This window comes from Nocardioides bigeumensis (assembly GCF_039531755.1).
Classification (GTDB): domain Bacteria; phylum Actinomycetota; class Actinomycetes; order Propionibacteriales; family Nocardioidaceae; genus Nocardioides; species Nocardioides bigeumensis.
In genome coordinates, this window is sequence record NZ_BAAAQQ010000008.1 from 97,978 (window position 1) to 119,637 (window position 21,660).

Here is a 21,660-nt window from a genome sequence, read left to right on the forward strand (position 1 = left end):
CACGTCAGGCCTTGCTCAGGGTGCGGAGGGCGGCGCGCAGCAGCACCGCGACGTCGCTGGGGGCGGGCTGGTCGGCGGGCAGGTCGGCGGCCACGGCGTCGACGGCCCGGTCGGCGTCCTTGGCCGACCAGCCGAGCCCGACGAGGGCCTCGTGGACCTGAGCGCGCCAGGCGTCCGCTGCTGCGGGCGCGAAGGCTGCCCTGGCGCCGCCACGCGGGGCACCGAGCCGGTCCTTGAGGTCCAGGATGATGCGCTGGGCGCCCTTCTGGCCGATGCCGGGCACCTTGGTCAGTGTCTTGACGTCCTCGTGGGCCACCGCTGTGCGCAGGGCGTCGGGCGGGAGCACGGCGAGCACCGACTGCGCCAGCTTGGGACCCACCCCGCTGGCGGTCTGCACGAGCTCGAAGACCGCCTTCTCGTCGTCGTCGAGGAAGCCGAAGAGGGTGAGCGAGTCCTCGCGGACGACCATGCTGGTCGGCAGCGTCGCCTGCTGACCGACGCGCAGCGTGGCCAGGGTGGCGGGGGTGCACTGCAGCTCGAGGCCGACGCCTCCCACGGCCAGCACGGCGCTGGTGAGGGTCAGGTCGGCGACCTCGCCACGGACGAAGGCGATCATCGGGTGCTCCCGTGTCGGGCCAGCGCGGCGTCGATGCGCGCCTGCGCCCCGCCTCGCCAGATGTGGGTGATGGCCAGGGCCAGCGCGTCGGCGGCGTCGGCCGGCTTGGGAAGGGCGTCGAGCCGCAGGATCCGGGTGACCATCGCGCCCACCTGCGCCTTGTCGGCCCGGCCGCTGCCCGACACCGCCGCCTTGACCTCCGACGGCGTGTGGAGGGCGATCGGCAGCCCGCGTCGGGCGGCGCACACCATGGCGATGCCGCTGGCCTGCGCGGTGCCCATGATCGTGCTGGAGTCCGACCGCGCGAAGACCCGCTCCACCGCGACCGCGTCGGGGCTAAACTCGTCGAGCCAGGCGTCGATGCCGCGCTCGATGGTCACCAGCCGCTCCGCGACCGGCCGGTCGGCGCTGGTGCGCAGGACGTTGACGTCCACGAGCGTCAGCGGCCGCCCCACCGAGCCCTCGACGACGCCGAGGCCGCAGCGGGTCAGCCCCGGGTCGATCCCGAGCACGCGCATCTGCGTCTCACCCTTCGCCGTCGACGGTCCGAACACCTGTTCGGGAGAAACTATCCCGGCGTACGCCGCCGTGCGGGGGCGACACGCGGGTCTCGACTGACCGCTCGCTGCGCTCGCTGCTCGATCACCGGCTCTCGACCTAGGCGTCCGCGTCCTCGAGCTCGGCCATCACGTCGTCGGGGACGTCGAAGTTGGCGAAGACGTTCTGCACGTCGTCGAGGTCCTCGAGCGCCTCGACCAGCCGGAAGACCTTGCCCGCGCCGTCGCGGTCCAGCGCGACCTGCATGTCGGGCACGAACTGCGCCTCAGCGGAGTCGTAGTCGACCCCGGCCGCCTGCAGGGCGGTGCGGACGGCCACCAGGTCGGTGGCCTCGGAGATGACCTCGAAGGACTCGCCGAGGTCGTTGACCTCCTCGGCGCCCGCGTCGAGGGTGGCCTCCAGGACGACGTCCTCGTCGACCCGCCGGCCCTCCTGCTCCACCGGCACGAGCACGACGCCCTTGCGGTTGAAGAGGAAGGACACCGAGCCCGGGTCGGCCAGCGAGCCGCCGTTGCGCGTCATGGCGGTGCGGACCTCCATCGCGGCGCGGTTCTTGTTGTCGGTCAGGCACTCGATGAGCATCGCGACGCCGGAGGGCCCGTAGCCCTCGTACATGATCGTGGTGTAGTCGGCGCCGCCCGCCTCCGCACCCGACCCGCGCTTGACCGCGCGGTCGATGTTGTCGTTGGGGACCGAGGACTTCTTGGCCTTCTGGATGGCGTCGTACAGCGTCGGGTTGCCGCCCGGGTCGCCACCGCCCATGCGCGCCGCGACCTCGATGTTCTTGATGAGCTTGGCGAACATCTTGCCGCGACGGGCGTCGATGACGGCCTTCTTGTGCTTCGTGGTCGCCCACTTGGAGTGGCCGGACATGCGCTCCTCTTCTGCCTTCGCGTTCAGTCTGCGGCGCTCATGCTCGACGCACCGCGGCGACGAACAAGGCGTGGATCCGGTCTCCTCCCCCGAGCTCGGGGTGGAACGAGGTCGCCATCAGCGGCCCCTGGCGGACCCCGACGATCCTACCGGCGGCGAGATGCGGACCCTCGGGCACGCGGCTGAGCACCTCGACGCCCGCGCCGACCGCCTCCACCCAGGGTGCCCGGATGAAGACCGCGTGCACGGGCTCGTCGAGCCCGGCGAAGTCCAGCTCTGTCTCGAAGGAGTCGACCTGGCGGCCGAAGGCGTTGCGCCGGACGGTGACGTCGAGGCCGCCGATCGTCTCCTGGTCCGACGTGCCGTCCACGATCCGGTCGGCCAGCAGGATCATCCCGGCGCAGGTGCCGAAGACCGGGAGCCCCGCGGCGACCCGCTCACGCAGCGGCTCGAGGAGCTCGAAGGTGCGCGCGAGCTTGGCCATCGTGGTCGACTCCCCGCCGGGGAGGACCAGGCCGTCGCAGCGCACGAGCTCGCTCGGACGACGCACGGTGATGGCGTCGGCGCCGAGGCGGCCGAGCGTCCGTACGTGCTCGCGCACGTCGCCCTGGAGGGCGAGCACGCCGATGGTCGGGGAAGACACCGGTTCAGCCTAGAGACGCGACAGTGGCCCGGTCGGGGGCGGCCCCGGGATGGCCGCCGACGATCGGGCCGACGTGTCAGGCGTCGTGCAGCTGGAGAGCGTGGCGCAGTGGAGAGCGGAAGTGGGGTGAGTTCTCAGACGAGGACCGGGCGACGGGCGGCGTGGCGACCCGTCTCGGTGATCTCGCTGGGGAACACCAGCGTGACCGTGCGAGCGCGTGAGCGCATCCGCAGGGCGACGCCGAAGGTGATCACGGCGTACGCCGCGAGGAGGGCTTGCAGGACGACGATGCTCATCGAAATCTCCTTCGATCCGGGGGGAGGAGCGAGTGTCGTTGAGGAGACGCCGAGCCTAGGGCGAGATGACGCGGAAAAGTTGAAACTTTTCGGGAAATAGTTCATATGGGCCATCAGCCCTGGTCAGAGCCCGTTTTGCCGGACCCTTCGGCAGGGTCACCAACCGCGCTCGGCGAGGCGGTGGGGCGCGGGGATCGCCTCCACGTTGATGCCCACCATCGCCTCGCCCAGGCCGCGGCTGACCTTGGCGACCACGTCGGGGTCGTCGAAGAAGGTCGTGGCCTTGACGATGGCCGCGGCACGCTCAGCCGGGTTGCCGGACTTGAAGATGCCCGAACCGACGAAGACGCCCTCGGCGCCCAGCTGCATCATCATCGCGGCGTCGGCCGGGGTGGCGATGCCACCGGCGGTGAAGAGCACCACGGGGAGCTTGCCCAAGCGGGCCACCTCGACGACCAGCTCGTAGGGCGCCTGCAGGTCCTTGGCCGCGACGTACAGCTCGTCCTCGGACAGGCTCTGCAGCCGACGGATCTCACCGCGGATGGTGCGCATGTGCGTGACCGCGTTGGAGACGTCGCCGGTCCCGGCCTCGCCCTTGCTGCGGATCATGGCCGCACCCTCGGTGAGCCGGCGCAGCGCCTCGCCCAGGTTGGTGGCCCCGCACACGAACGGCACCCGGAAGCTCCACTTGTCGATGTGGTGGGCGTAGTCGGCCGGGGTGAGCACCTCGGACTCGTCGATGTAGTCGACACCCAGGCTCTGCAGCACCTGCGCCTCGGCGAAGTGGCCGATGCGGGCCTTCGCCATCACCGGGATCGACACCGCCGCGACGATCCCGTCGATCATGTCCGGGTCGCTCATCCGGCTGACACCACCCTGGGCGCGGATGTCGGCGGGGACGCGCTCGAGCGCCATGACAGCCACCGCGCCGGCGTCCTCGGCGATCTTGGCCTGCTCGGGGGTGACCACGTCCATGATCACGCCGCCCTTGAGCATCTCGGCCATGCCGCGCTTCACGCGGGCGGTGCCGGTCTCGCCGGTGGGCTGGTCGGTGGGGTTCTGGGTGACGGGTGCAGCCTCGGACATGACGCAATCGTAGGGCTGAGACGGCTGCAGTCCCCAACTGGGACCGGACGCGAGAAGGTGTCACCATGACCTCCACCCGCCCAGGCACCCGACCGGGCACCCGACCAGGCACCCGACTGGGCCTGCACGCGGTGGCGACGTACGTGCTGGCCGGCCCGCAGTACGCCGCCTCCGGGACCATCAGGTTGCGCGTGGACGACGCCGGTGTCTCGACCGTGGCCGATCCCGCGCTGCTGCTCACCGGGGCCGCTGTCGTCGCCGCCGGCGGGGCGGAGACCGGCTTGGCCGGGCACACGTCACGCACCCTTGCGGAGTCGCTGCGGCTGTCACCGAGGAGCCTCGCCGACGTGTACCCCGACCAGCCCGACCTGGGCCTCGACGACCCTCTCGACGTCGATCCGGCGCAGGCATGGGAGCTGATCGCCGCTCTTGCGACCGGTGCCTCCGCGCTGAGCGGCCTCGGGGCCGCCGAGCCGCCGGTGCTGTGGCCGGAGCACTTCGACGTCGGCGTGAGCCTCGACGAGGTCAACTACGGCGTGTCCCCGGGAGACGGAGGCGTGCCCGAGCCCTACGCGTACGTCGGGCCCTGGACCCGGCCCGAGCAGGACGACTTCTGGAACCAGCCGTTCGGGGCCGCCCGCGCGATGGCCGACCTCGGCGGCGTCGACGAGGTGCTGGCGTTCTTCCGGGAGGGCCAGGCGCGGCTGGCAGGACAGCCGGGCTAGCGGCCGACCTCGGCGAACGCCTGGCGCCGCACCACCCACACCCGCTGCCCGACGGTGACGGTGGCCGCGATCGCGAGCGCCCACAAGGCGACGTACATCAGGACCGGCAGGTCGAGGAGATCGGCGAAGAACGTCGGGACCAGGATCCCCACGAGCCGGTCGGGGCGCTCGGCGATGCCCACCTTGGCCTCGAAGCCGATGCTCTCGGCCTTGGCCCGTGCGTACGACGTGATGGCCCCCATCGCGAGGACGACCAGGCACAGGACGAGGTAGAGGCGGCTCTCCGCCTGCCACGCGAAGTACAGCGCGAGGCCGCCGAAGATCGCCGCGTCGGCGACGCGGTCGAGGGTCGAGTCGAGGAAGGCCCCGAAGCGGTCCTGGCGTCCCATCGTCCTGGCCATCTGGCCGTCGATCAGGTCGCTGAAGACGAACGCCGTGATGAACAGGACGCCCTGCCAGAGCATCCCCTGCGGGAAGAACACGAGCGCGCCGACGCTGACGCCGAGCGTGCCGACCAGCGTCACGGCGTCCGGGCTGATCCCGAGCCGGAGGAAGAGCTTGATGAACGGCGCGAGCGCGACGGTCTGCCAGAAGGTCTTGAAGCGGTCCAACAACATGGTGGCCGCACGGTACCCCCGCCGGTGCGACCGGCGGGGGAACGGGGTGGATGTGCGTCAGGACGTCTGCTCGGAGTGCCACGCGCAGAAGTCGACGTTTGTCTGGACCATGCGCCGAGCCGACAGCCCGGCTGTATCACAGGGGTATCCAGGCTGACGATCGCCCCACCAGTGGCCTTGTCGACCGCCGGCTCCCATGGCCGATCGGCCATGGGATCTGACCTGAAGTGACCATCCCTGGGGCCTCGGTTCCACGGACGGGACCGACTTTGGTCACTAGGCTTTTACCCATGCTTTTCAAGGGTGCCTTCACCCTCGCCGTCCTGATGACCCTGGCCTCGGCCGCCCTGGTGGGTGGCCGGACCCTGGGGTTCATCGGCGACGCCCCCGCTGCGACGACAGCGGTGTGCGACTCGTTGACCGCGGCGCAGCGCAAGAGCCTCCTGGGCGAGAAGACGCCCTATGAGCAGGACCTCGACGAGTTCGAGGACAGCCAGGTCTGCCGCTGGTCCCTCGAAGCCGGCGACGAGGCCACCTTCGTCGAGGTGACGGTGACGTCGGCCCAGCAGTGGGCTGCCGACTACGCCGGCAGCATCGCCGAGCAGGGGGGCCCGTCCGATGCCGCCCGGCGCGCGGTCTTCCGCAAGGCTCTCGAGCTCGGCACCTCGGCCACTGACCGGGAGGCGTGCGGCCTGGCGTCCCGGGTCTTCGAGCTCAACGGGGCCGAGCAAGGCGCCCAGAGCGGCGTCACCTTCGACGAGGGCAACCGGCGCAAGAGCCCCCGCGTCGTCGCGGAAGGCTGCAACGACGGGGTCTTCGTCTCGGTCGTCGCCGCCTCCCCGAACCTCAAGGAGAGCTCGACGCTCGACCGCCGGGCACTCCAGGCCCTCGGGGTCGTGCAGCGCCGCCTCGGCTGAGCTGAGCCCGCCCTGCCCCGGTAGACCTAGTCGGCCACCCAAGCCGCCTCGAGCAGTGCCCGGGTCTCGTCGAGGAGCTCCGGCAGGGTCTTGGTCCGCCCGATGATCGGCATGAAGTTCTGGTCGCCGGCCCAGCGCGGGACGACGTGCTGGTGCAGGTGCGCGGCGATGCCGGCGCCCGCGACCGCCCCCTGGTTCATCCCGAGGTTGAACCCGTGGGCGCCGGACACGGCCCGGATGGTCCGCATCGCCTGCCGGGTGAGGTCGGCGATCTCGTCGCTCTCGGCGTGGCTGACGTCGGTGTAGTCGGCGACGTGCCGGTAGGGGCAGATCAGCACGTGGCCCGGCGAGTAGGGGTAGAGGTTCAGCACGGCGTAGGCCAGCGCGCCCCGGCGTACGACGAGGCCGTCGTCCTCGCGCGGGATGCGGCAGAAGGGGCACTCCCCCGACGACGCGTCCGCCGGCTTGTTCTCGCCCTGGATGTAGGCCATCCGGTGCGGGGTCCAGAGCCGTTCGAGGCCATCGGGCTCGCCAGGACCGTCTCGTCGGGGCCGGCGCTCGTCGTCACTCATCGCTTGCGATAGTAGTGAGCCATGCACCTGCGGCCCGCTACCCCCGACGACATGGCCACGGTGGCCGACATCTGGCACGCGGGCTGGCACGTCACCCACCCCGGCCACGTCCCCGACGGACTCACCGAGCGCCGCACGCTGGCCGCCTTCCACGACCGCGCTCCCGGCCGCGTCGACGACACCGTCGTCGCCGAGCGGGACGGCTCGGTGGTCGGCTTCGTGATGGTGACCGGTGACGAGGTCGAGCAGGTGTACGTCGCCCCGACCGCCTTCGGCACCGGCGTCGCCGACCTGCTGCTGGCCGAGGGCGAGCGGCAGGTCGCAGCGGGAGGCCACGAGGTCGCCTGGCTCGCGGTCGCGCGTGGCAACGCGCGTGCGCGGCGGTTCTACGAGCGGCAGGGCTGGACCGACGAGGGCGACCTCGACTACCCGGTGGTCGCGCTCGGCGAGAGCTTCATCTCGCCGTGCCGGAGGTACACGAAGGCGGTCTGAGGCTCAGACCTGCTCCCGCGCCTCCACCGCCGCCAGGACCCGCGCGATCGCGTCGTCGATCGGTACGCCGTTCTCCTGGTGTCCGTCGCGGTAGCGGAACGAGACCGCGCCGGCCTCGACGTCCTGGTCACCGGCGATGACCATGAACGGCACCTTCTGCAGCTGGGCGTTGCGGATCTTCTTCTGCATCCGGTCGTCGGACTCGTCGACCTCGACGCGGACCCCGGCCGCCTGCATGCGCCGCGCGACGTCGTAGAGGTAGTCGTTGTGCCGCTCGGCGATCGGGATGCCCTGGACCTGCACCGGCGCGAGCCACGGAGGGAACGCGCCGGCGTAGTGCTCGACCAGCACGCCGAAGAACCGCTCGAGCGAGCCGAACTTGGCCGAGTGGATCATCACCGGCTGCTGGCGGGTGCCGTCGGCGGCCTGGAACTCCAGCTCGAAGCCGGCGGGCTGGTTGAAGTCGTACTGGATCGTCGACATCTGCCAGGTCCGCCCGATCGCGTCGCGCGCCTGCACCGAGATCTTGGGTCCGTAGAACGCGGCACCACCGGGGTCGGGCACCAGCTCGAGCCCGGTCTCACGGGCCGCCGCCTCGAGCACCGCTGTGGCCGTCGCCCAGTCCTCCTCCGAGCCGACGAACTTGTCCGGCTTGGAGTCGTCGCGCGTCGACAGCTCGAGGTAGTAGTCGTCGAGGCCGAAGTCGCGCAGCAGTCCGAGCACGAAGGACAGCAGGTGCTTGATCTCGCCCGGGGCCTGCTCCGGCGTGACGTAGGAGTGCGAGTCGTCCTGGGTCAGTCCGCGGACCCGGGTGAGGCCGTGCACGACGCCGGACTTCTCGTAGCGGTAGACCGACCCGAACTCGAAGAGGCGCAGCGGCAGCTCGCGGTAGGACCGCCCGCGCGACCTGAAGATCAGGTTGTGCATCGGGCAGTTCATGGCCTTGAGGTAGTAGTTCGCGCCCTCGAACTCCATCGGCGGGAACATCGTGTCGGCGTAGTAGGGCAGGTGGCCCGAGGTGTGGAACAGCCCCTCCTTCGAGATGTGCGGCGTCCCGACGTACTGGAAGCCCTCCTCGATGTGGCGCTGGCGGACGTAGTCCTCCATGACCCGTTTGATGACGCCGCCCTTGGGGTGGAACACCGCCAGGCCGGACCCGATCTCGTCGGGGAAGGAGAAGAGGTCGAGGTCGCGGCCGATCTTGCGGTGGTCGCGCCGCTCGGCCTCCTCGAGCCGGTGCAGGTAGGCGTCGAGCGCCTCCTTGGACTCCCAGGCGGTGCCGTAGAGGCGCTGGAGCTGCTTGTTCTTCTCGTCGCCGCGCCAGTACGCCGCGGCGGACCGCATCAGCTTGAAGGCCGGGATCCGCTTGGTGGTCGGCAGGTGCGGGCCGCGACACAGGTCGCCCCAGGCGACCTCTCCGTCACGGCGCACGTTGTCGTAGATCGTCAGCTCGCCCGCGCCGACCTCGACGCTCGCACCCTCCACGGCCTCGGCGGTCGAGCCCGTCGTGGCGCCCGCGCCCTTGAGACCGATCAGCTCGACCTTGTAGGGCTCGTCCTTCAGCTCGTCGAGTGCCTCGGCATCGGAGACCGACCGGCGGGAGAACCGCTGGCCCTCCTTGATGATCTTGCGCATCCGGCTCTCGATGGCGTCGAGGTCCTCGGGCTTGAACGGCGTCTCCACGTCGAAGTCGTAGTAGAAGCCGTTCTCGACCGGTGGCCCGATGCCGAGCTTGGCGTCGGGGAAGAGGTCCTGCACCGCTTGCGCCATCACGTGGGCCGTCGAGTGCCGAAGGATGTCGTGGCCGTCGGCGCTGTCGATCGCGACGCCCTCGACCTCGTCGCCGTCGGACAGCTCGTGGCTCAGGTCGCGCAGCACTCCCCCGACCCGCGCCGCGATCACGGCGGCGTCGTCACGGAACAGCTCCCACGCCTTCGTGCCCGTCCCGACCACCTGCTCCGCAGTCGTTTCGGCAGTGCGGACGTGGACCTTGATCACAGACACGATGGAAGCCTAACGACGAGCCTGTCGGTCCCCGTCAGGCAGGGACCGGCGACCGGGGCGAGTCGAGTGCGCAGGTGGTCGTCCGGGCAGCCACCAGCGCGCTCGACCTTGCCACGACGCGGCAGGATGGCAGCCGTGGACTACACCAGACTCGGATCCTCCGGCCTGAAGGTCAGCCGCATCGCGCTCGGCTGCATGAGCTTCGGCATCGGCGAGCACGCGCACGGCTGGGCGCTCGACGACGCGGAGGCGGCGCCCGTCTTCCGGCAGGCCGTCGAGCTCGGCATCACCTTCTGGGACACCGCGAACATCTACTCGCGCGGCAGCTCGGAGGAGATCACCGGGCGAGCCATCAAGGAGTACACCCGCCGGGAGGACGTCGTCCTCGCCACGAAGGTCTTCTTCGAGATGCACGGCGGTCCCGGCGGCTCGGGCTTGTCGCGCAAGGCGATCATGGAGCAGGTCGACGCGTCGCTGCGGCGGCTCGGCACCGACCACGTCGACCTCTACCAGATCCACCGCTTCGACCCCCACACCCCGGTCGAGGAGACGATGGAGGCGCTGCACGACGTCGTGAAGGCCGGCAAGGCGCGCTACCTCGGCGCCTCCTCGATGTGGGCGTGGCAGTTCGCGGCGATGCAGCACGCGGCCGACCTCGGCGGCTGGACGCGCTTCGTGTCGATGCAGAACCAGTACAGCCTGCTCCAGCGCGAGGAGGAGCGGGAGATGTTCGGGCTGCTCGAGTCGCAGGGAGTCGGCAGCATCCCGTGGAGCCCGCTGGCGAAGGGCCGGCTCGCCCGTCCCTGGGACGCCCAGACGACCCAGCGCGCCGGGACCGACGACCTGCAGCGCAGGTACGACGACGAGTCCAACGCCCCGATCGTGTCGGCCGTGCAGCAGGTCGCCGAGTCGCGCGGCGTGCCGATGGCCCAGGTGGCCCTCGCCTGGGTGCTGCGCAACCCGGTCGTGTCCGCACCCATCGTGGGTCCCACCAAGGAGCACCACCTGACCGACGCCGTCGCCGCTCTCGACGTGGAGCTCACCGACGACGAGGCCGAGGCGCTCGAGGCGTCGTACACGCCCCGGCTGCCCTCCGGCTACAGCTGACCGTGCGGGTGCACCAGGTCGCGCCCGCGGTCTGCCTGGCCGCAGTCGTCCTCAGCGCGTGCAGCCCAGCCGTGCCGGCGGCTCGCCCACAGTCCCAGGCCTCGCGGTCCCCCACTGCCGGGCACGACCACTCCCACGACGGCGTGTCGATGCTGGTGGGCGACGGCACCAGGGGCAACGAGGTCGGCTACACCCTGCGCCACATCCAGCTGCCCGAGACCCCGGGTCAGCCGGGCGAGGTCTCCTTCGAGATCGAGCGGTACGACGGCGCGCCGGTGACCGACTACCTGCCCGACCACACCAAGGACCTCCACCTCTACGTCGTCCGTGACGACCTCGCCGTCTTCCGGCACCTGCACCCGACGCAGGCCGGCGACGGCACCTGGTCGGGCACCGTGACCTTGCCCGAGCCGGGCGTCTATCGCGTGGTCACGGAGTTCGTGGCGCGGGACGAGGCGGGCAGCGGGGACCACGTGATGCTCGGGCGCTCGGCGGTGGTCGGCGGCGACTGGACGCATGCGCCCCCTGACGTGGGGAGCACCAACGATGACGGCGTCATCGAGGTGCAGGCCGGGCCGGGGCTGCGCGCGGGACCCGACGGGCGCCTCGACCTCGTCGTCACCGACGCCCGCGGCCATCCCGTCGTGTTGGGGAGCTACCTCGGCGCCCAGGCGCATGTCGTCGGCATTTCCGAGTCCGACGGTTCCGTGGTCCACCTGCACCCGACGGGTCGGGGCGCTCGCGGCGACGGCGGTACGCAGCTGACCTTCGTCACCGAGCTGGCCCAGCCGGGTCCCTACTTGTTCTTCGTGCAGGTGCGCGTCGACGACTTCCTGCACACCGTGCCGGTGCGCGTCGAGGTCCCCAACTGATCACCCGACGTCGAAGGACAGCACCCCGACGGGATTGGTGAACTCGTCGAGCCGCAGCGACACCTGGACCTGCCACTCCCCTGACGTCGGGAGCAGCACCTCGCCTGAGTAGGTCCCCGCCCCGGTCGAGCGGAGAGCGACATCACCGAGGTCGACGTCGTGGGACGACACGGACACGACCGGGGCCTGGCTGCCCTCGGCCGGCTCGCCTTCGGCGTCTTGGAGCTGGATGGACAGCTGGTTCTGCCCACTCTCCCCCGGCGTCAGCGTGGCGAGGACGCTGAGGTCACCGAGTGGGGCCTGCTGGACCGTGCTGGCCGCAGGATCTGCCGCTGACGGCGGGCCCTCCGGGCTCTTGTTCACGAGGAACCCGGTGACCGACAAGACGGCGACCAGCACGACCGCCTCGGCCGCGACCGCGCGGTGCAGCGCGCGCACGCCGCCACCTGCCCGGGCCCGCGGCAGCAGCACGAACCTGTTGCCGGCCGCGATCGCGACCGCGACCGCAGCGATCGCGACCTTGACCAGCAGCAGCTGGCCGTACCCGGTGTCGACGAGGCCGGCCCACGACTCCACGATCCGCCACGCCATGAAGGAGCCGGCCGCCACCAGCGTCGCGAGCGCACCGGCTGCCAGCGTCGAGAACCGGCCGATCAGCCGCGCTCCGGGCTCGGCGGCGAGGCCGGGGAGCGTCAGCGCCAGACCCACTAGGCCGCCGAGCCAGATCGCGCCGGCCACCAGGTGCAGAGCATCGGCGAGCACCGACAGGGCGACGGGTTCGGCCGCCCGGGTGTGGCCGGTCAGGGCCGGCGCGCTGACGGCGACGAGCCCGGCGAGCGCCCCGGTGCGGCCCCCGATCATCAGCGCGCCGAGCACTCCGGCCGAGACCAGGAGCGAGACGAGGTATTCCTCCCCCGGCAGGGTCTGCCAGGTCGCGGACGCGAAGGCCTCGTCCAGTCCGACGCCGCGCTGATAGGCGCCGGTGAGAGGCAGCCCGACCATCCAGCCGACGGCGGCGACCGCGGCTCCGGCGGCGGCGAGCCGGGTCCGCCGTCCGCCGCCGTCGTGGGAGCCCCGGGCCACCAGCAGCCCGAACCACAGCAGGCCGACCGACAACAGCAGTCCGAGGTACGCCGCCGCGCGGGTGATGCTCAACGCGATCGGGACGCCGTCTGCGGTCTGGTCTGCGCCGGGGGCCGCCACCGACTCGCTGGGCGCGCCGACCGAGAAGGTCAACGAGCCCGCGATCGGGTGGCCGTCGGCCGACACGACGCGCCAGGCGACGACCAGGGTCCCGTCGGCCACCTCCGTGTCGAGGGTGACGACCAGGTCGGTGTCGCGCGTGGCAGCCGAGGAAGCGACCACGTCTCCGGCGGCGTCGAACACGGTGACGCCCTCCGGCACCGACAGCACCGGCTCGTTGAAGGTCAGCAGGATCTCCTCGGGCGCGGCATCGAGCACGTCGCCCTCTTGGGGCGTGGTGCTGACCAGCTGCGCATGGGCGCTCGCCGGCGCGGCGGTCCCGAGGGTCAGGACGGCCGCAGCCGCGGCGGCGAGGAAGACTCCCCACCACCGCGACCGAGCCGTCGTCGACGTCACGCCTGACCGATCAACTCTGTCGACGCCCCCGGGCAAGCGCTGCGCCGCCGAGCAGGATGCCCACGATGCCGGCGCCGAGGCCGGCCCCGGCGAGCAGGTTGCCGGCGTCGCCGTCCTCGGTGTCGGTGGCCGCGGGCTCGTCGGCGGACCCCTCCGCCTCGTCGCCGTGGCCGTCTCCCTCGGACGGGGTGATCGTGAAGCCCGGCGCCGGCAGCTCGAGGTCGTCCTCGCTCTGCCCGTCGGCCGGCACCTCGATCCACGCCGACTCGCCGTCCTCGCAGGTCTGCACGACCGGGAAGACCAGGGTGGTGCCCTCCGCGTCCGGGATCTGCAGGGACAGCTCGAACGAGTCGCGGTAGCCCTCCGGCAGGGGCTCGTCGGTGGTGTAGGTGACCGTCGCGACCCGCTCGGTGATCTCGTTGCCGTGCGCGTCCGTGACGGGCGGGTCGAGCTGCTGCATCTCCTTCTCGACCTCGTAGAGCGCATTGCGCGTCGGGGTCACCGCGTTGACCTCCTCGGGCATCTGGATGGCGACGCTCGTGGTCGGCGAGCCGTCGCAGCCGTGCGGCACGCTGACGGTCAGCACCGCGAAGGCGCCGGCAGCGGTGGTGTCGGGCGTGATCGTGACGTGCGCCGACGCCGGGGCGGCGAGGGCGAGCACGACGAGGCAGGCGGCCGAGGCGACGGCTGCGGGCCGCGCGAGCGCGCGTGGGTGTCGCAGGGACATGGTGCTCCTTGGTTGCTGGGTGGGGACGACGGCAGGCGTCACCGGCCGGACCCAGCACCCGGGGCGGGGTCAGGCGGCGACGAGCGCCCGCGGCGGAGCCCGGCCGGGGTCGCCCAGCAACCAGGGACGCGTGTGCGGCCGCGAGCGCGGCCGGCTCGGGAGTCGGGGGGCGTGCCGGCACACCAGGGCGCCGACCGGCGCGACCAGGCGCAGCACGTGCTCGACGGTGCGGCGGCGCAGCCACCACACGAAGCCGGTGACCAGCGCGCTCAGCACGTGCGCCAGCACCATCTGCGTCGACAGCCCGTCGAGCAGTGACGCTCCGCCCGCCGTCATCGGCATCGGGTGCCCGGGGTGGACGTGCCCGGCCATGGGCGCCGCGGAGGCGGGGGCGGAAGCGGTCAGCGCCACGTGCAGTCCCAGCTGCGCGCCGGCGACAGCCCCTGCGGCGACCCAGATCGGGACCCGGAGCCGCATCACGCACGCCGTGCCGACCAGCACGAGGACGCCGACCACGAGCAACCAGGCGGACGACGGGATCCCGCCGCCTGCCAGCGAGTGCGCGACGACCGTCAGCAGCCACACCTCGAGGGCGGCGAGACCGGTCCGTGCGCTCACGTCGCTCATTATCCGTGTGGACCGCCTGCTCGGGGCACCGGACCAGACCGGCAGGATGGCGGCGTGGACCGCAGCCGCGATGTCGTGTCGCTCCGCGAGGCGACGAAGGCGTGGTTCCTCATCTCGCTGCAGACCTTCGGCGGACCGGCCGGCCAGATCGCGGTGATGCAGCGCACGCTGGTCGACGAGCGGCGCTGGATCGGGCAGCAGCGGTTCCTCTTCGCGCTGTCCTACTGCACGCTGCTGCCCGGCCCCGAGGCGCAGCAGCTGGCGACGTACGTCGGCTGGCTGCTCAACGGCGTACGTGGCGCCCTCGTCGCCGGGACGCTGTTCGTGCTGCCGGGCGTCGTGGCGATCCTGGCGCTGTCGGGGATCTACGTCGCCTACGGCGAGACCGGCGTGGTCACCGCCGTCTTCCTCGGTCTGGCTCCCGCGGTGATCGCGATCGTCGTCCAGGCACTGTGGCGGGTGGCCAGGCGCGGCCTCACCGGCCCGGCGATGTGGGTGATCGCCCTCGCGTCGTTCGTGGCCCTGACCTTGCTGGGCGTGCCCTTCCCTCTCGTGATCGGCGCAGCAGCGGTCGCCGGCTGGTTGGTCGGCCGCCGCGGTGTCCCCCTGGCCCGCGCCGTCGCCCCGGACGACGGGCCTCCCCCGCTCGTGGCTGACGACGCCCTCCACCACGAGCCCCCGTCACCGCGTCGTACCGCGCTGATCCTGGTGCTCGGGCTGCTCGCGTGGTCGCTGCCCGTGGCGTTGGCTGCCGTGCTGCTCGGGGCGAACAGCGTGTACGTCGACCAAGGGCTCTTCTTCGGCGGCACCGCCCTGATCACTTTCGGCGGCGCCTACGCCGCGCTGGCGTTCGTGGCCCAGCAAGCAGTGAACGTCTACGGCTGGCTCGCGCCCGGCGAGATGATCCGGGGGATGGCTCTGGCCGAGACAACCCCGGGACCACTGATCATGGTGGTGCAGTTCGTGGCCTTCCTCGGCGCCTACCGCGATCCCGGCGTGCTGGACCCGTGGGTGGCCGGGATCGTGGCGTCGCTGCTCACCACCTGGGTCACCTTCGTACCGAGCTTTCTCTTCATCCTGCTCGGGGCGCCCTACGTCGAGCGACTGCGCGGCAACCGGTCGCTCGCCGCCGCGCTGGCCGGCATCACCGCCGCCGTGGTCGGGGTGATCGCCAACCTGGCCTTGTTCTTCGCGCTGCACACCTTGTTCGGCTCCACGGGCCGCGTGACGACCGGGCCGCTCGACCTGGAGTACCCCCACCTCGACTCGGTGCAGTGGGCGCCGCTCGCGATCACCGGCCTCGCGTGCTTCCTCGTCTTCCGCCTGAGGTGGAGCGTGCTGCGGGTCCTCGGTGTCTGCGCCCTCGCCGGGATCGTGGCGCACTACGCGTTCTAGGTCGCGTAGACCGACACCTCGTTCGCCTTGACGGCGAAGTACGCCGGCGTGCCGGGCGCCAGGTCGAGCTCGGCGACCGCTCGCGCGGTCACGTCGGCGGTGAGGTCGCCGGCGCGCACCCGGACGTGCCCCGCCTGGGGCTCGACGTCCGTGACCGACACCGCGAGCACGTTGCGGGGGCTGCCACCGGGCGGCTCGAGGAAGATCGAGACAGTGTGCGGGCGGAAGACCGCGACCACGGCGTCACCAGTCGTCGGCACGGGGTCGAGGGCCTGGCCCGCAAGCGTACGGCCGTCCTCGGTCACCACCATCTCGTCGCGCCAGATGCCGGTGAGCATGTTGAGCCCGGCGAGCTGCGCGGCGAAGGCGCTGCGTGGCTGGGCGAGCACCTGCGCCGACGGGCCCTCCTCGACGACACGGCCACCCTCCAGGACGAGCACTCGATCGGCCAGCAGCAGCGCGTCCAAGGCGTCGTGGGTGATGAGCACGACGGTCTGGTCTGCCAGCACCCGGCGCAGCATCTGCCGCAAGGCAGGTGTCACTGCCACGTCGAGCGCGGCCATCGGCTCGTCGAGCAGCAGCAGTCGGGGCTCCGCTGCGAGCGCCCGCGCCACCGCCACCCGTTGCGCCTGACCGCCGGACAGCTCGCCCGGCTTCCGAGCGGCCAGGTCTCTGGCGCCGACCTCGGCGAGCCATCGGTCGGCGACCCCCCGCGACGGCTCCCGTCCGAGACCTCGGCTCCGCGGCCCGAAGGCGACGTTGTCGCGCACGTCGAGGTGCGGGAAGAGCAGCGCCTCCTGGGCCAGCAGCGCGACGTGCCGGTCGTGCGGCGGCACCTGCGCCTCAGGCGCCGCTCCCTTGCTGGGCCGTCGTGTCAGCGCCCGCCCGTCGAGCACCACCTCTCCGCGGTCGGGGCGCAGCAAGCCGGCGATCACCGAGAGGACCGTGGACTTGCCCGCGCCGTTGGGGCCGAGCAGCGCGACCGTCTCGCCTTCGGCCACCTCGAACGAGACGTCGACGCCGCGGTCGGTGACGCCGGCGTCGTAGAGCAGCGTCATAGTGCGCTCCGCCCTTGGCGTGCGAAACCGATGACGAGCACGGCGACCACCACGAGCACCAGGGAGAGCGCGACGGCGGCCTCCGCGTCGGTCTCGCGACGCAGGTAGATCTCGAGCGGGAGCGTCCGGGTGACGCCCTGCAGGCTGCCGGCGAAGGTGATCGTCGCCCCGAACTCGCCGAGCGCCCGCGCGAACGCCAGCACCGCCCCCGACACCAGCCCTGGCAGCACCATGGGCAGGGTCACCCGCCGGAAGACCGTCGTCGGGCTCGCCCCCAGCGACGCGGCGACGACCTCGAAGCGTTGACCGGCCGTGCGCAGCGCACCCTCGAGCGAGACGACCAGGAACGGCAGCGCCACGAAGGTCTGCGCCATCACCACCGCCGTCGTCGAGAACGCCACCTGCACGCCGAGCACCTCGAAGGTCTCCCCGAGCAGCCCGCGTCGCCCGAAGGTGTAGAGCAGCGCGATGCCGCCCACGACCGGCGGCAGCACGAGCGGCAGCAGCACCAGAGACCGGACGACGCCGAGCCAGCGGCCCTCGCTGCGCGCCAGGACGGTCGCCATCGGCACGCCGAACAGCACGCACAGCAGCGTGCTCGTCGCCGAGGTGCGCAGGCTCAGGAGCAGCGCCTCCCGAGAGGCCTCGGACGTGATCAGGTCGAGGAACCGGCTCCAAGGCGTGCGCAGCACGATCGCGAGCAACGGGAGCAGCACGAAGGCCGCGCCCGCCAACGCGGGGACGTAGATCCAGGTCGGTACGCCGACCCGGCGGCGGGGATCGGTCATGGCCTCACGGCGCCGGCGCGAAGCCGGCGTCGGCAAGCACCTGCTGACCTTCGTCGCTCAGCACGAGGTCGACGAACTGCTGGGCGAGCTCGGCGTTCTCGCTCGCTGCGACAGTCGCGATCGGGTAGACGTTGACCGCCGCCGCGGACTCCTCGAACTCGAAGCCCTCGACGCCGTCGCCGGCGGCCCTGACGTCGGTGACGTAGACCAGCCCGGCGTCGGCCTCGCCCGAGGTGACCTTGGCGAGGACGTCGGTAACCGACTGCTCCTCGCTCACCGGCGTGAGCGTCACGCCTGCCGACTCGGCAATCTTGGCCGCGGCGGCACCACAGGGCACCTCGGGGGCGCAGACGACGAGGTTGAGCTCTGCTTCGGTGAGGTCGTCGAAGGACTCGATGCCGGCCGGGTTGCCCGGTGGCACCACGATCTCGAGGGTGTTGGAGGCGAAGGCCTCCGGCGCGGAACCCTGGAGGTCCTCCGCGGTCAGCTTCTCCATGTTGGCCTCATCGGCCGACGCGAAGACGTCGGCGGGCGCGCCCTCCTGGATCTGGGCCACGAGGTCGGAGGAGCCGGCGAAGTTGAGCTCCACCTCGACGCCGTCGTGGTCGGCCTCGAAGGCGTCGCCGAGCTGCTCGAAGGTCGCGGTTAGCGAGGAGGCGGCGTAGACGGTGAGCGTCGCGCCCTCGTCGTCGCCGCCGTCTTCGCCACCGTCGTCGCCACTGCCGGATCCGCAGCCGCCCATGGCCAGCACCGTCACCAAGGCGACGGCAAGGGTCGGCACGCGCCTCATCGCTCGACCTCGACGACCACGTTGGTGGACTTGATGACAGCGACGGCGACGGAGCCGAGCTCCAGGCCGAGGTCGTGGACGGCCTCGCTGCTCATCAGCGAGACCACCCGGAACGGACCGCACTGCAGCTCGACCTGCGCCATCACCGTGTCGACCTTGAGCTCGGTGACCAGACCGACGAACCGGTTGCGCGCCGAGCTGGCCCGCTCGCCGGGAGGGCCCGGGAGGCTGGCGTGCTCCCTGGCGACGCGCGCGACGTCGTACCCGTCGACGACCTTGCGGCCGGTGTCGTCGGTGGTCGCCGGCAGGAGACCCCGGTCGATCCAGCGGCGCACGGTGTCGTCGCTGACGCCGAGGTAGGCAGCGGCGTCACGAACCCTCAAATGCGGCACGAGGGACATGCTAGCGCCGCACCTGCGGCTGGAACAGCGCCAAGCGCCGGAGGTTGAGGAGGTGCCGCTAGCCGGACGTCACGAAACATGTCAGAAGTCCTGCGGTTGGGTGAAGAACCCATCGGGGTCGTACGTCGCGCGCACATGTGCCAGCTTGTCGGCGTTGGCCCCGAAGTAGGCGTCCTGGTAGTCGCTGATCGAGGAGTCGGCGTAGTTGACGTAGGCGTGATTGCCCCAGTGGGGGGTCATGGCGGCGCGGAAGCCCCGCACGAAGGAGTCGGCGGTCTTCGCATCTCCCGGGGGGAAGGTCGCGGTGTACTGCACGGTCGCGAGTGCCTTGCGGTGCACGAAGGCCGTCGCGTCGCTGTCGACGTCGCGGACCTTGCCGCCCAGCGCGTCGATGGAGATGCCCGCCTCGAGCAGGCCCGAGTCCTGCGCGGCCTGCACCTGGTCGAGCAGGTCACTGGTGCCTCCCGCGTCGAGCGGGTCGTAGACGACGTGCGAGGTGGCGGCGAACGCCTCCCGGGTCAGCGAGCCGCCGGGTCCCGTGTGGCAGCGGTCGATCGGGATCGACGAGCAGCCGGCGTACGACAGCATCGCGTCGAGGTAGCTCCGTGAGCCGCGGGTGTCCGTCCCGGGCGGGGGCACGTGGTCGAGCAGCCCGGACAGCTGCTGGTCGAACGATCCCGGAGGACCGGTCCAGGTGCCCGAGAGCAGCAGGACGGGGCCGCTGCCGTGCTTCTGGCCGCCGAGCGCCTTGAGGGTCGACCACAGGCGCGCGTCGGCGCGGGGCGCCCACGACTGCCAGGCCTCGATCACCTGCTCGGCCGCCGAGATCGGCCACTGGAGGTAGACCGTCTGCAGCGTCGGCGCGGCCGCCGTCGTCAGCTCGAACGACGTGACCACGCCGAGGTGACCACCCCCTCCGCCGCGCAGGGCCCAGAGGAGGTCGGGCTCGCTCTGCTCGCTGACGGTCTTGATCGACCCGTCGGCCAGGACGACCTCCATCGAGGTGACCTGGTCGGCCGTGAGCCCGAGGGCCCGGGTCAGCACGCCGACTCCCCCGCCGAGGGTCAGCCCGGCGATGCCGACGGTCGCGCAGGAGCCCGCGGCGATCGCGCGGCCGGCGTTGCCGACGGTGTCGTAGACGCTCGCCAGCGCGGCACCAGACCCGATGGTCACCGAGCCGTTGCCGACCCTGACGGCGTTCATGGGCCGGCAGTCGATGACGAGCGCCTTGGGGTTCCCGCCGCCGGACCACCCGGGATAGCTGTGCCCGCCCGACCGCACCGCCACCGGAATCGCGTGGTCCTGCGCGAACGCCAGCCCCGCGGCCACGTCCTTCGCGTCCTGGACCGACAGCACGGCGAGCGGCTTCTCGCCGTCGTACCGCCGGTTCTCGGTGAGGCGCACCTGGTCGTACGTCGCGTCCGACGGCAGGCTCAACGTCCCCTGGACGCTCTTGCCGAGCTGTGCCCAGTCGGCCTTTGTCGGAGCCGCGGCTGCCGACGAGGTCGCGGTCGCGCTGGCGCTCGCCGAGCCCGCGGACGTCGGGGTCGTGCTCGAGGTGGTCGGGGACGGTGTGGTCGGGGTCGGTGTGGTCGGGGACGGGGAGTCGGTCGAGCAGGCCGCCAGCGTCCCGAGTGCTCCGGCGACCAGCACGCCACGACGACTGACACTGGTCACGAGGTCACGTTAAGGCCTTCGTCTCACTCAGCCGGACGACTCGCCAGCCGGTTCAGCACGTCAGTCCATCCCACGCGGTAGCCGTCGTGCGTCTGGTCTTCGCTCATCAGGTGCGTGACCCGGACCAAGGTGCCGTCGCCGTCGCGGATCAGCTCGACGGCGACGCGGTCGACAGGCCCGGGGACACCGGCCTCGAGCCACTGCCAGGTGAGGACGAGCCCATGCGGCTCTTCGACCTCCAGGAACTCACCCTGCACACCGATCCCCGCCGCGGTGGACTCGATCCGGTACCTCCCACCAGGCTTGCCGTCCACCCCGTAGGTCGCATCCGGCAGGTGCGGCCACCACCATCGCGCCAGCCCCTCCGCCGACGTCCACGCGGACCACAGCGCCTCCGGCGCTGCCGCGACGTGCTGCTCGACAACAAGGGGGTCAGTCATGTGGACATCTTCGATCAGCGTTGCTACCCGCGCAGCCCTCGGTCGACGACGATCGCTCGTACCCGGGTGGATGTGGGTGCAGTCGATCGACGAGGTCCACCTAGGCCGCGCGCGGCCTGGCTTTGAGCGACGACCGTCTGGTGCCGTGGTGGTCGCGGAGGTAGGTCAGGCCGTGGGGGTCGGTCCAGCGCCAGCCGATGTCGAGAGGCAGGCGTTCGTAGGTCCAGGCGGTGTGGGTCTTGAGCCGGTGATGTCGCCGGCACAGCGGGGCGAGGTTGTGGTCGCACGTCTCGCCGCCCTCGGCGTAGGGCGTGCAGTGGTCCTTGTCGCACTGTCGGGCTGGTCGGGAGCACCAGGGGAACACGCAGGTGGGTTCGCGCAGGGCGGCCCGCAGGGCCATCCGGGCGCCGACTTCGTACCGGTCGACGCTCACGGGCTGGTTGAGGTCGATGACCTTGGTGACCCTCACCTCCGTCTCGGGCCGGCCGCACCAGTTGGCGACCTGTTGGGCCAGCACCGGGCGGCCCGCGCCACCGGTGGTGGTCTCGACCCGGGCGACCTCACCCCCGAGCGCACCGTGCAGGGACTGCTCGGTGACATGGACGAACAGGTGCACACCCCGCCGTGACCGCCTCGCGGCCCTCCCCGACCCCGCCCCGGGCGTCTCCGCGCCGGGCGACCCCGCCCCGGGCGTCTCCTCGCCGGGCGTCTCCGCGGCGGGTGTCTGGGTGCCGGCGGCGAGCAGCGCGGCGGCGTGGGCGGGGTCGGCGAGCACCCCGA

At 71.8% G+C, this 21,660-nt stretch carries 25 protein-coding genes; 6 read left to right on the forward strand and 19 right to left on the reverse strand.

Annotated elements, in window-relative coordinates; all coding sequences use genetic code 11:
* Nucleotides 1–4: 4 nt before the first annotated feature.
* From ruvA to pdxS, 6 genes are all read right to left on the reverse strand, one after another.
* A complete protein-coding gene (ruvA, locus tag ABD295_RS08780) occupies nt 5–616 on the reverse strand; it encodes a Holliday junction branch migration protein RuvA (protein ID WP_344303311.1) in 612 nt (203 codons plus the stop codon).
* Nucleotides 613–1,134: a crossover junction endodeoxyribonuclease RuvC gene (ruvC, locus tag ABD295_RS08785; RefSeq protein WP_344303312.1), complete on the reverse strand. Its 522-nt coding sequence runs from the start codon at nt 1,132–1,134 to the stop codon at nt 613–615. Before ruvC ends, ruvA begins: the two co-directional genes overlap by 4 nt.
* A 139-nt stretch (nt 1,135–1,273) precedes the next feature.
* On the reverse strand, nt 1,274–2,047 hold the full coding sequence (locus tag ABD295_RS08790) for a YebC/PmpR family DNA-binding transcriptional regulator (protein ID WP_344303313.1): 774 nt from the start codon (nt 2,045–2,047) through the stop codon (nt 1,274–1,276).
* 37 nt (nt 2,048–2,084) lie between these two features.
* The gene (pdxT, locus tag ABD295_RS08795) at nt 2,085–2,690 is read right to left on the reverse strand and encodes a pyridoxal 5'-phosphate synthase glutaminase subunit PdxT (RefSeq protein WP_344303314.1); all 606 of its coding nucleotides are present in this window, start codon (nt 2,688–2,690) and stop codon (nt 2,085–2,087) included.
* Between the two features lie 134 nt (nt 2,691–2,824).
* On the reverse strand, nt 2,825–2,986 hold the full coding sequence (locus ABD295_RS08800; RefSeq protein ID WP_344303315.1) for a hypothetical protein: 162 nt from the start codon (nt 2,984–2,986) through the stop codon (nt 2,825–2,827).
* Between the two features lie 156 nt (nt 2,987–3,142).
* On the reverse strand, nt 3,143–4,072 hold the full coding sequence (pdxS, locus tag ABD295_RS08805) for a pyridoxal 5'-phosphate synthase lyase subunit PdxS (protein ID WP_344303316.1): 930 nt from the start codon (nt 4,070–4,072) through the stop codon (nt 3,143–3,145).
* Between the two features lie 65 nt (nt 4,073–4,137).
* On the opposite strand from pdxS, the gene ABD295_RS08810 reads away from it, so the two are divergent.
* A complete protein-coding gene (locus tag ABD295_RS08810) occupies nt 4,138–4,797 on the forward strand; it encodes a hypothetical protein (protein ID WP_344303317.1) in 660 nt (219 codons plus the stop codon).
* Here the strand turns inward: ABD295_RS08810 and pgsA are convergent.
* Nucleotides 4,794–5,414: a phosphatidylinositol phosphate synthase gene (pgsA, locus tag ABD295_RS08815; RefSeq protein WP_344303318.1), complete on the reverse strand. Its 621-nt coding sequence runs from the start codon at nt 5,412–5,414 to the stop codon at nt 4,794–4,796. The two genes, ABD295_RS08810 and pgsA, sit on opposite strands and share 4 nt — an antisense overlap.
* A gap of 290 nt (nt 5,415–5,704) precedes the next feature.
* Between pgsA and ABD295_RS08820 the strand changes: the two genes are divergently transcribed.
* Entirely contained in the window at nt 5,705–6,331 is a 627-nt protein-coding gene (locus tag ABD295_RS08820; protein ID WP_344303319.1) for a hypothetical protein, read from the forward strand.
* Between the two features lie 26 nt (nt 6,332–6,357).
* Here ABD295_RS08820 and ABD295_RS08825 read toward each other — a convergent pair whose 3' ends face one another.
* Nucleotides 6,358–6,903 carry an HIT family protein gene (locus tag ABD295_RS08825; protein ID WP_344303320.1) on the reverse strand — a complete coding sequence of 182 codons (546 nt, stop codon included), beginning with the start codon at nt 6,901–6,903 and terminating at the stop codon, nt 6,358–6,360.
* 21 nt (nt 6,904–6,924) lie between these two features.
* On the opposite strand from ABD295_RS08825, the gene ABD295_RS08830 reads away from it, so the two are divergent.
* Nucleotides 6,925–7,395: a GNAT family N-acetyltransferase gene (locus tag ABD295_RS08830; protein WP_344303321.1), complete on the forward strand. Its 471-nt coding sequence runs from the start codon at nt 6,925–6,927 to the stop codon at nt 7,393–7,395.
* Nucleotides 7,396–7,398: 3 nt separating this feature from the next.
* Here the strand turns inward: ABD295_RS08830 and thrS are convergent, their stop codons facing one another.
* On the reverse strand, nt 7,399–9,399 hold the full coding sequence (thrS, locus tag ABD295_RS08835) for a threonine--tRNA ligase (RefSeq protein ID WP_425574016.1): 2,001 nt from the start codon (nt 9,397–9,399) through the stop codon (nt 7,399–7,401).
* Between the two features lie 126 nt (nt 9,400–9,525).
* Between thrS and ABD295_RS08840 the strand changes: the two genes are divergently transcribed.
* Nucleotides 9,526–10,506: an aldo/keto reductase gene (locus tag ABD295_RS08840; protein WP_425574017.1), complete on the forward strand. Its 981-nt coding sequence runs from the start codon at nt 9,526–9,528 to the stop codon at nt 10,504–10,506.
* 2 nt (nt 10,507–10,508) lie between these two features.
* Nucleotides 10,509–11,378 (forward strand): hypothetical protein, encoded by an 870-nt coding sequence (locus ABD295_RS08845; protein WP_344303323.1) that lies wholly within the window; start codon nt 10,509–10,511, stop codon nt 11,376–11,378.
* Here the strand turns inward: ABD295_RS08845 and ABD295_RS08850 are convergent, their stop codons facing one another.
* The 3 genes from ABD295_RS08850 to ABD295_RS08860 all read right to left on the reverse strand — a co-directional run bounded on the left by ABD295_RS08850 (nt 11,379) and on the right by ABD295_RS08860 (nt 14,322).
* The gene (locus ABD295_RS08850; protein ID WP_344303324.1) at nt 11,379–12,977 is read right to left on the reverse strand and encodes a copper resistance CopC/CopD family protein; all 1,599 of its coding nucleotides are present in this window, start codon (nt 12,975–12,977) and stop codon (nt 11,379–11,381) included.
* Between the two features lie 10 nt (nt 12,978–12,987).
* Nucleotides 12,988–13,704: a YcnI family copper-binding membrane protein gene (locus ABD295_RS08855; RefSeq protein ID WP_344303325.1), complete on the reverse strand. Its 717-nt coding sequence runs from the start codon at nt 13,702–13,704 to the stop codon at nt 12,988–12,990.
* Nucleotides 13,705–13,773: 69 nt separating this feature from the next.
* Nucleotides 13,774–14,322: a hypothetical protein gene (locus ABD295_RS08860; RefSeq protein WP_344303326.1), complete on the reverse strand. Its 549-nt coding sequence runs from the start codon at nt 14,320–14,322 to the stop codon at nt 13,774–13,776.
* Between the two features lie 63 nt (nt 14,323–14,385).
* On the opposite strand from ABD295_RS08860, the gene chrA reads away from it, so the two are divergent.
* Complete coding sequence (chrA, locus tag ABD295_RS08865; RefSeq protein WP_344303327.1) at nt 14,386–15,726, forward strand: chromate efflux transporter; 1,341 nt, start codon at nt 14,386–14,388, stop codon at nt 15,724–15,726.
* Here the strand turns inward: chrA and ABD295_RS08870 are convergent.
* From ABD295_RS08870 to ABD295_RS08900, 7 genes are all read right to left on the reverse strand, one after another.
* A complete protein-coding gene (locus ABD295_RS08870) occupies nt 15,723–16,784 on the reverse strand; it encodes a sulfate/molybdate ABC transporter ATP-binding protein (protein ID WP_344303328.1) in 1,062 nt (353 codons plus the stop codon). The genes chrA and ABD295_RS08870 overlap by 4 nt on opposite strands.
* Nucleotides 16,781–17,572, reverse strand: coding sequence for an ABC transporter permease (locus ABD295_RS08875; RefSeq protein WP_344303329.1), 792 nt, complete (start codon nt 17,570–17,572; stop codon nt 16,781–16,783). Before ABD295_RS08875 ends, ABD295_RS08870 begins: the two co-directional genes overlap by 4 nt.
* Nucleotides 17,573–17,576: 4 nt before the next feature.
* Nucleotides 17,577–18,362 (reverse strand): molybdate ABC transporter substrate-binding protein, encoded by a 786-nt coding sequence (gene modA / locus ABD295_RS08880; protein ID WP_344303330.1) that lies wholly within the window; start codon nt 18,360–18,362, stop codon nt 17,577–17,579.
* A complete protein-coding gene (locus tag ABD295_RS08885; RefSeq protein ID WP_425574018.1) occupies nt 18,359–18,763 on the reverse strand; it encodes a TOBE domain-containing protein in 405 nt (134 codons plus the stop codon). The genes modA and ABD295_RS08885 overlap by 4 nt, the downstream gene beginning before the upstream one ends.
* Before the next feature lie 81 nt (nt 18,764–18,844).
* Nucleotides 18,845–20,440 carry an FAD-binding oxidoreductase gene (locus ABD295_RS08890; RefSeq protein ID WP_344303332.1) on the reverse strand — a complete coding sequence of 532 codons (1,596 nt, stop codon included), beginning with the start codon at nt 20,438–20,440 and terminating at the stop codon, nt 18,845–18,847.
* Nucleotides 20,441–20,463: 23 nt separating this feature from the next.
* Complete coding sequence (locus ABD295_RS08895) at nt 20,464–20,880, reverse strand: SRPBCC family protein (RefSeq protein ID WP_344303333.1); 417 nt, start codon at nt 20,878–20,880, stop codon at nt 20,464–20,466.
* 100 nt (nt 20,881–20,980) lie between these two features.
* The coding region (locus ABD295_RS08900) for an HNH endonuclease signature motif containing protein (RefSeq protein WP_344303334.1) at nt 20,981–21,660 on the reverse strand (680 nt) is incomplete at its 5' end.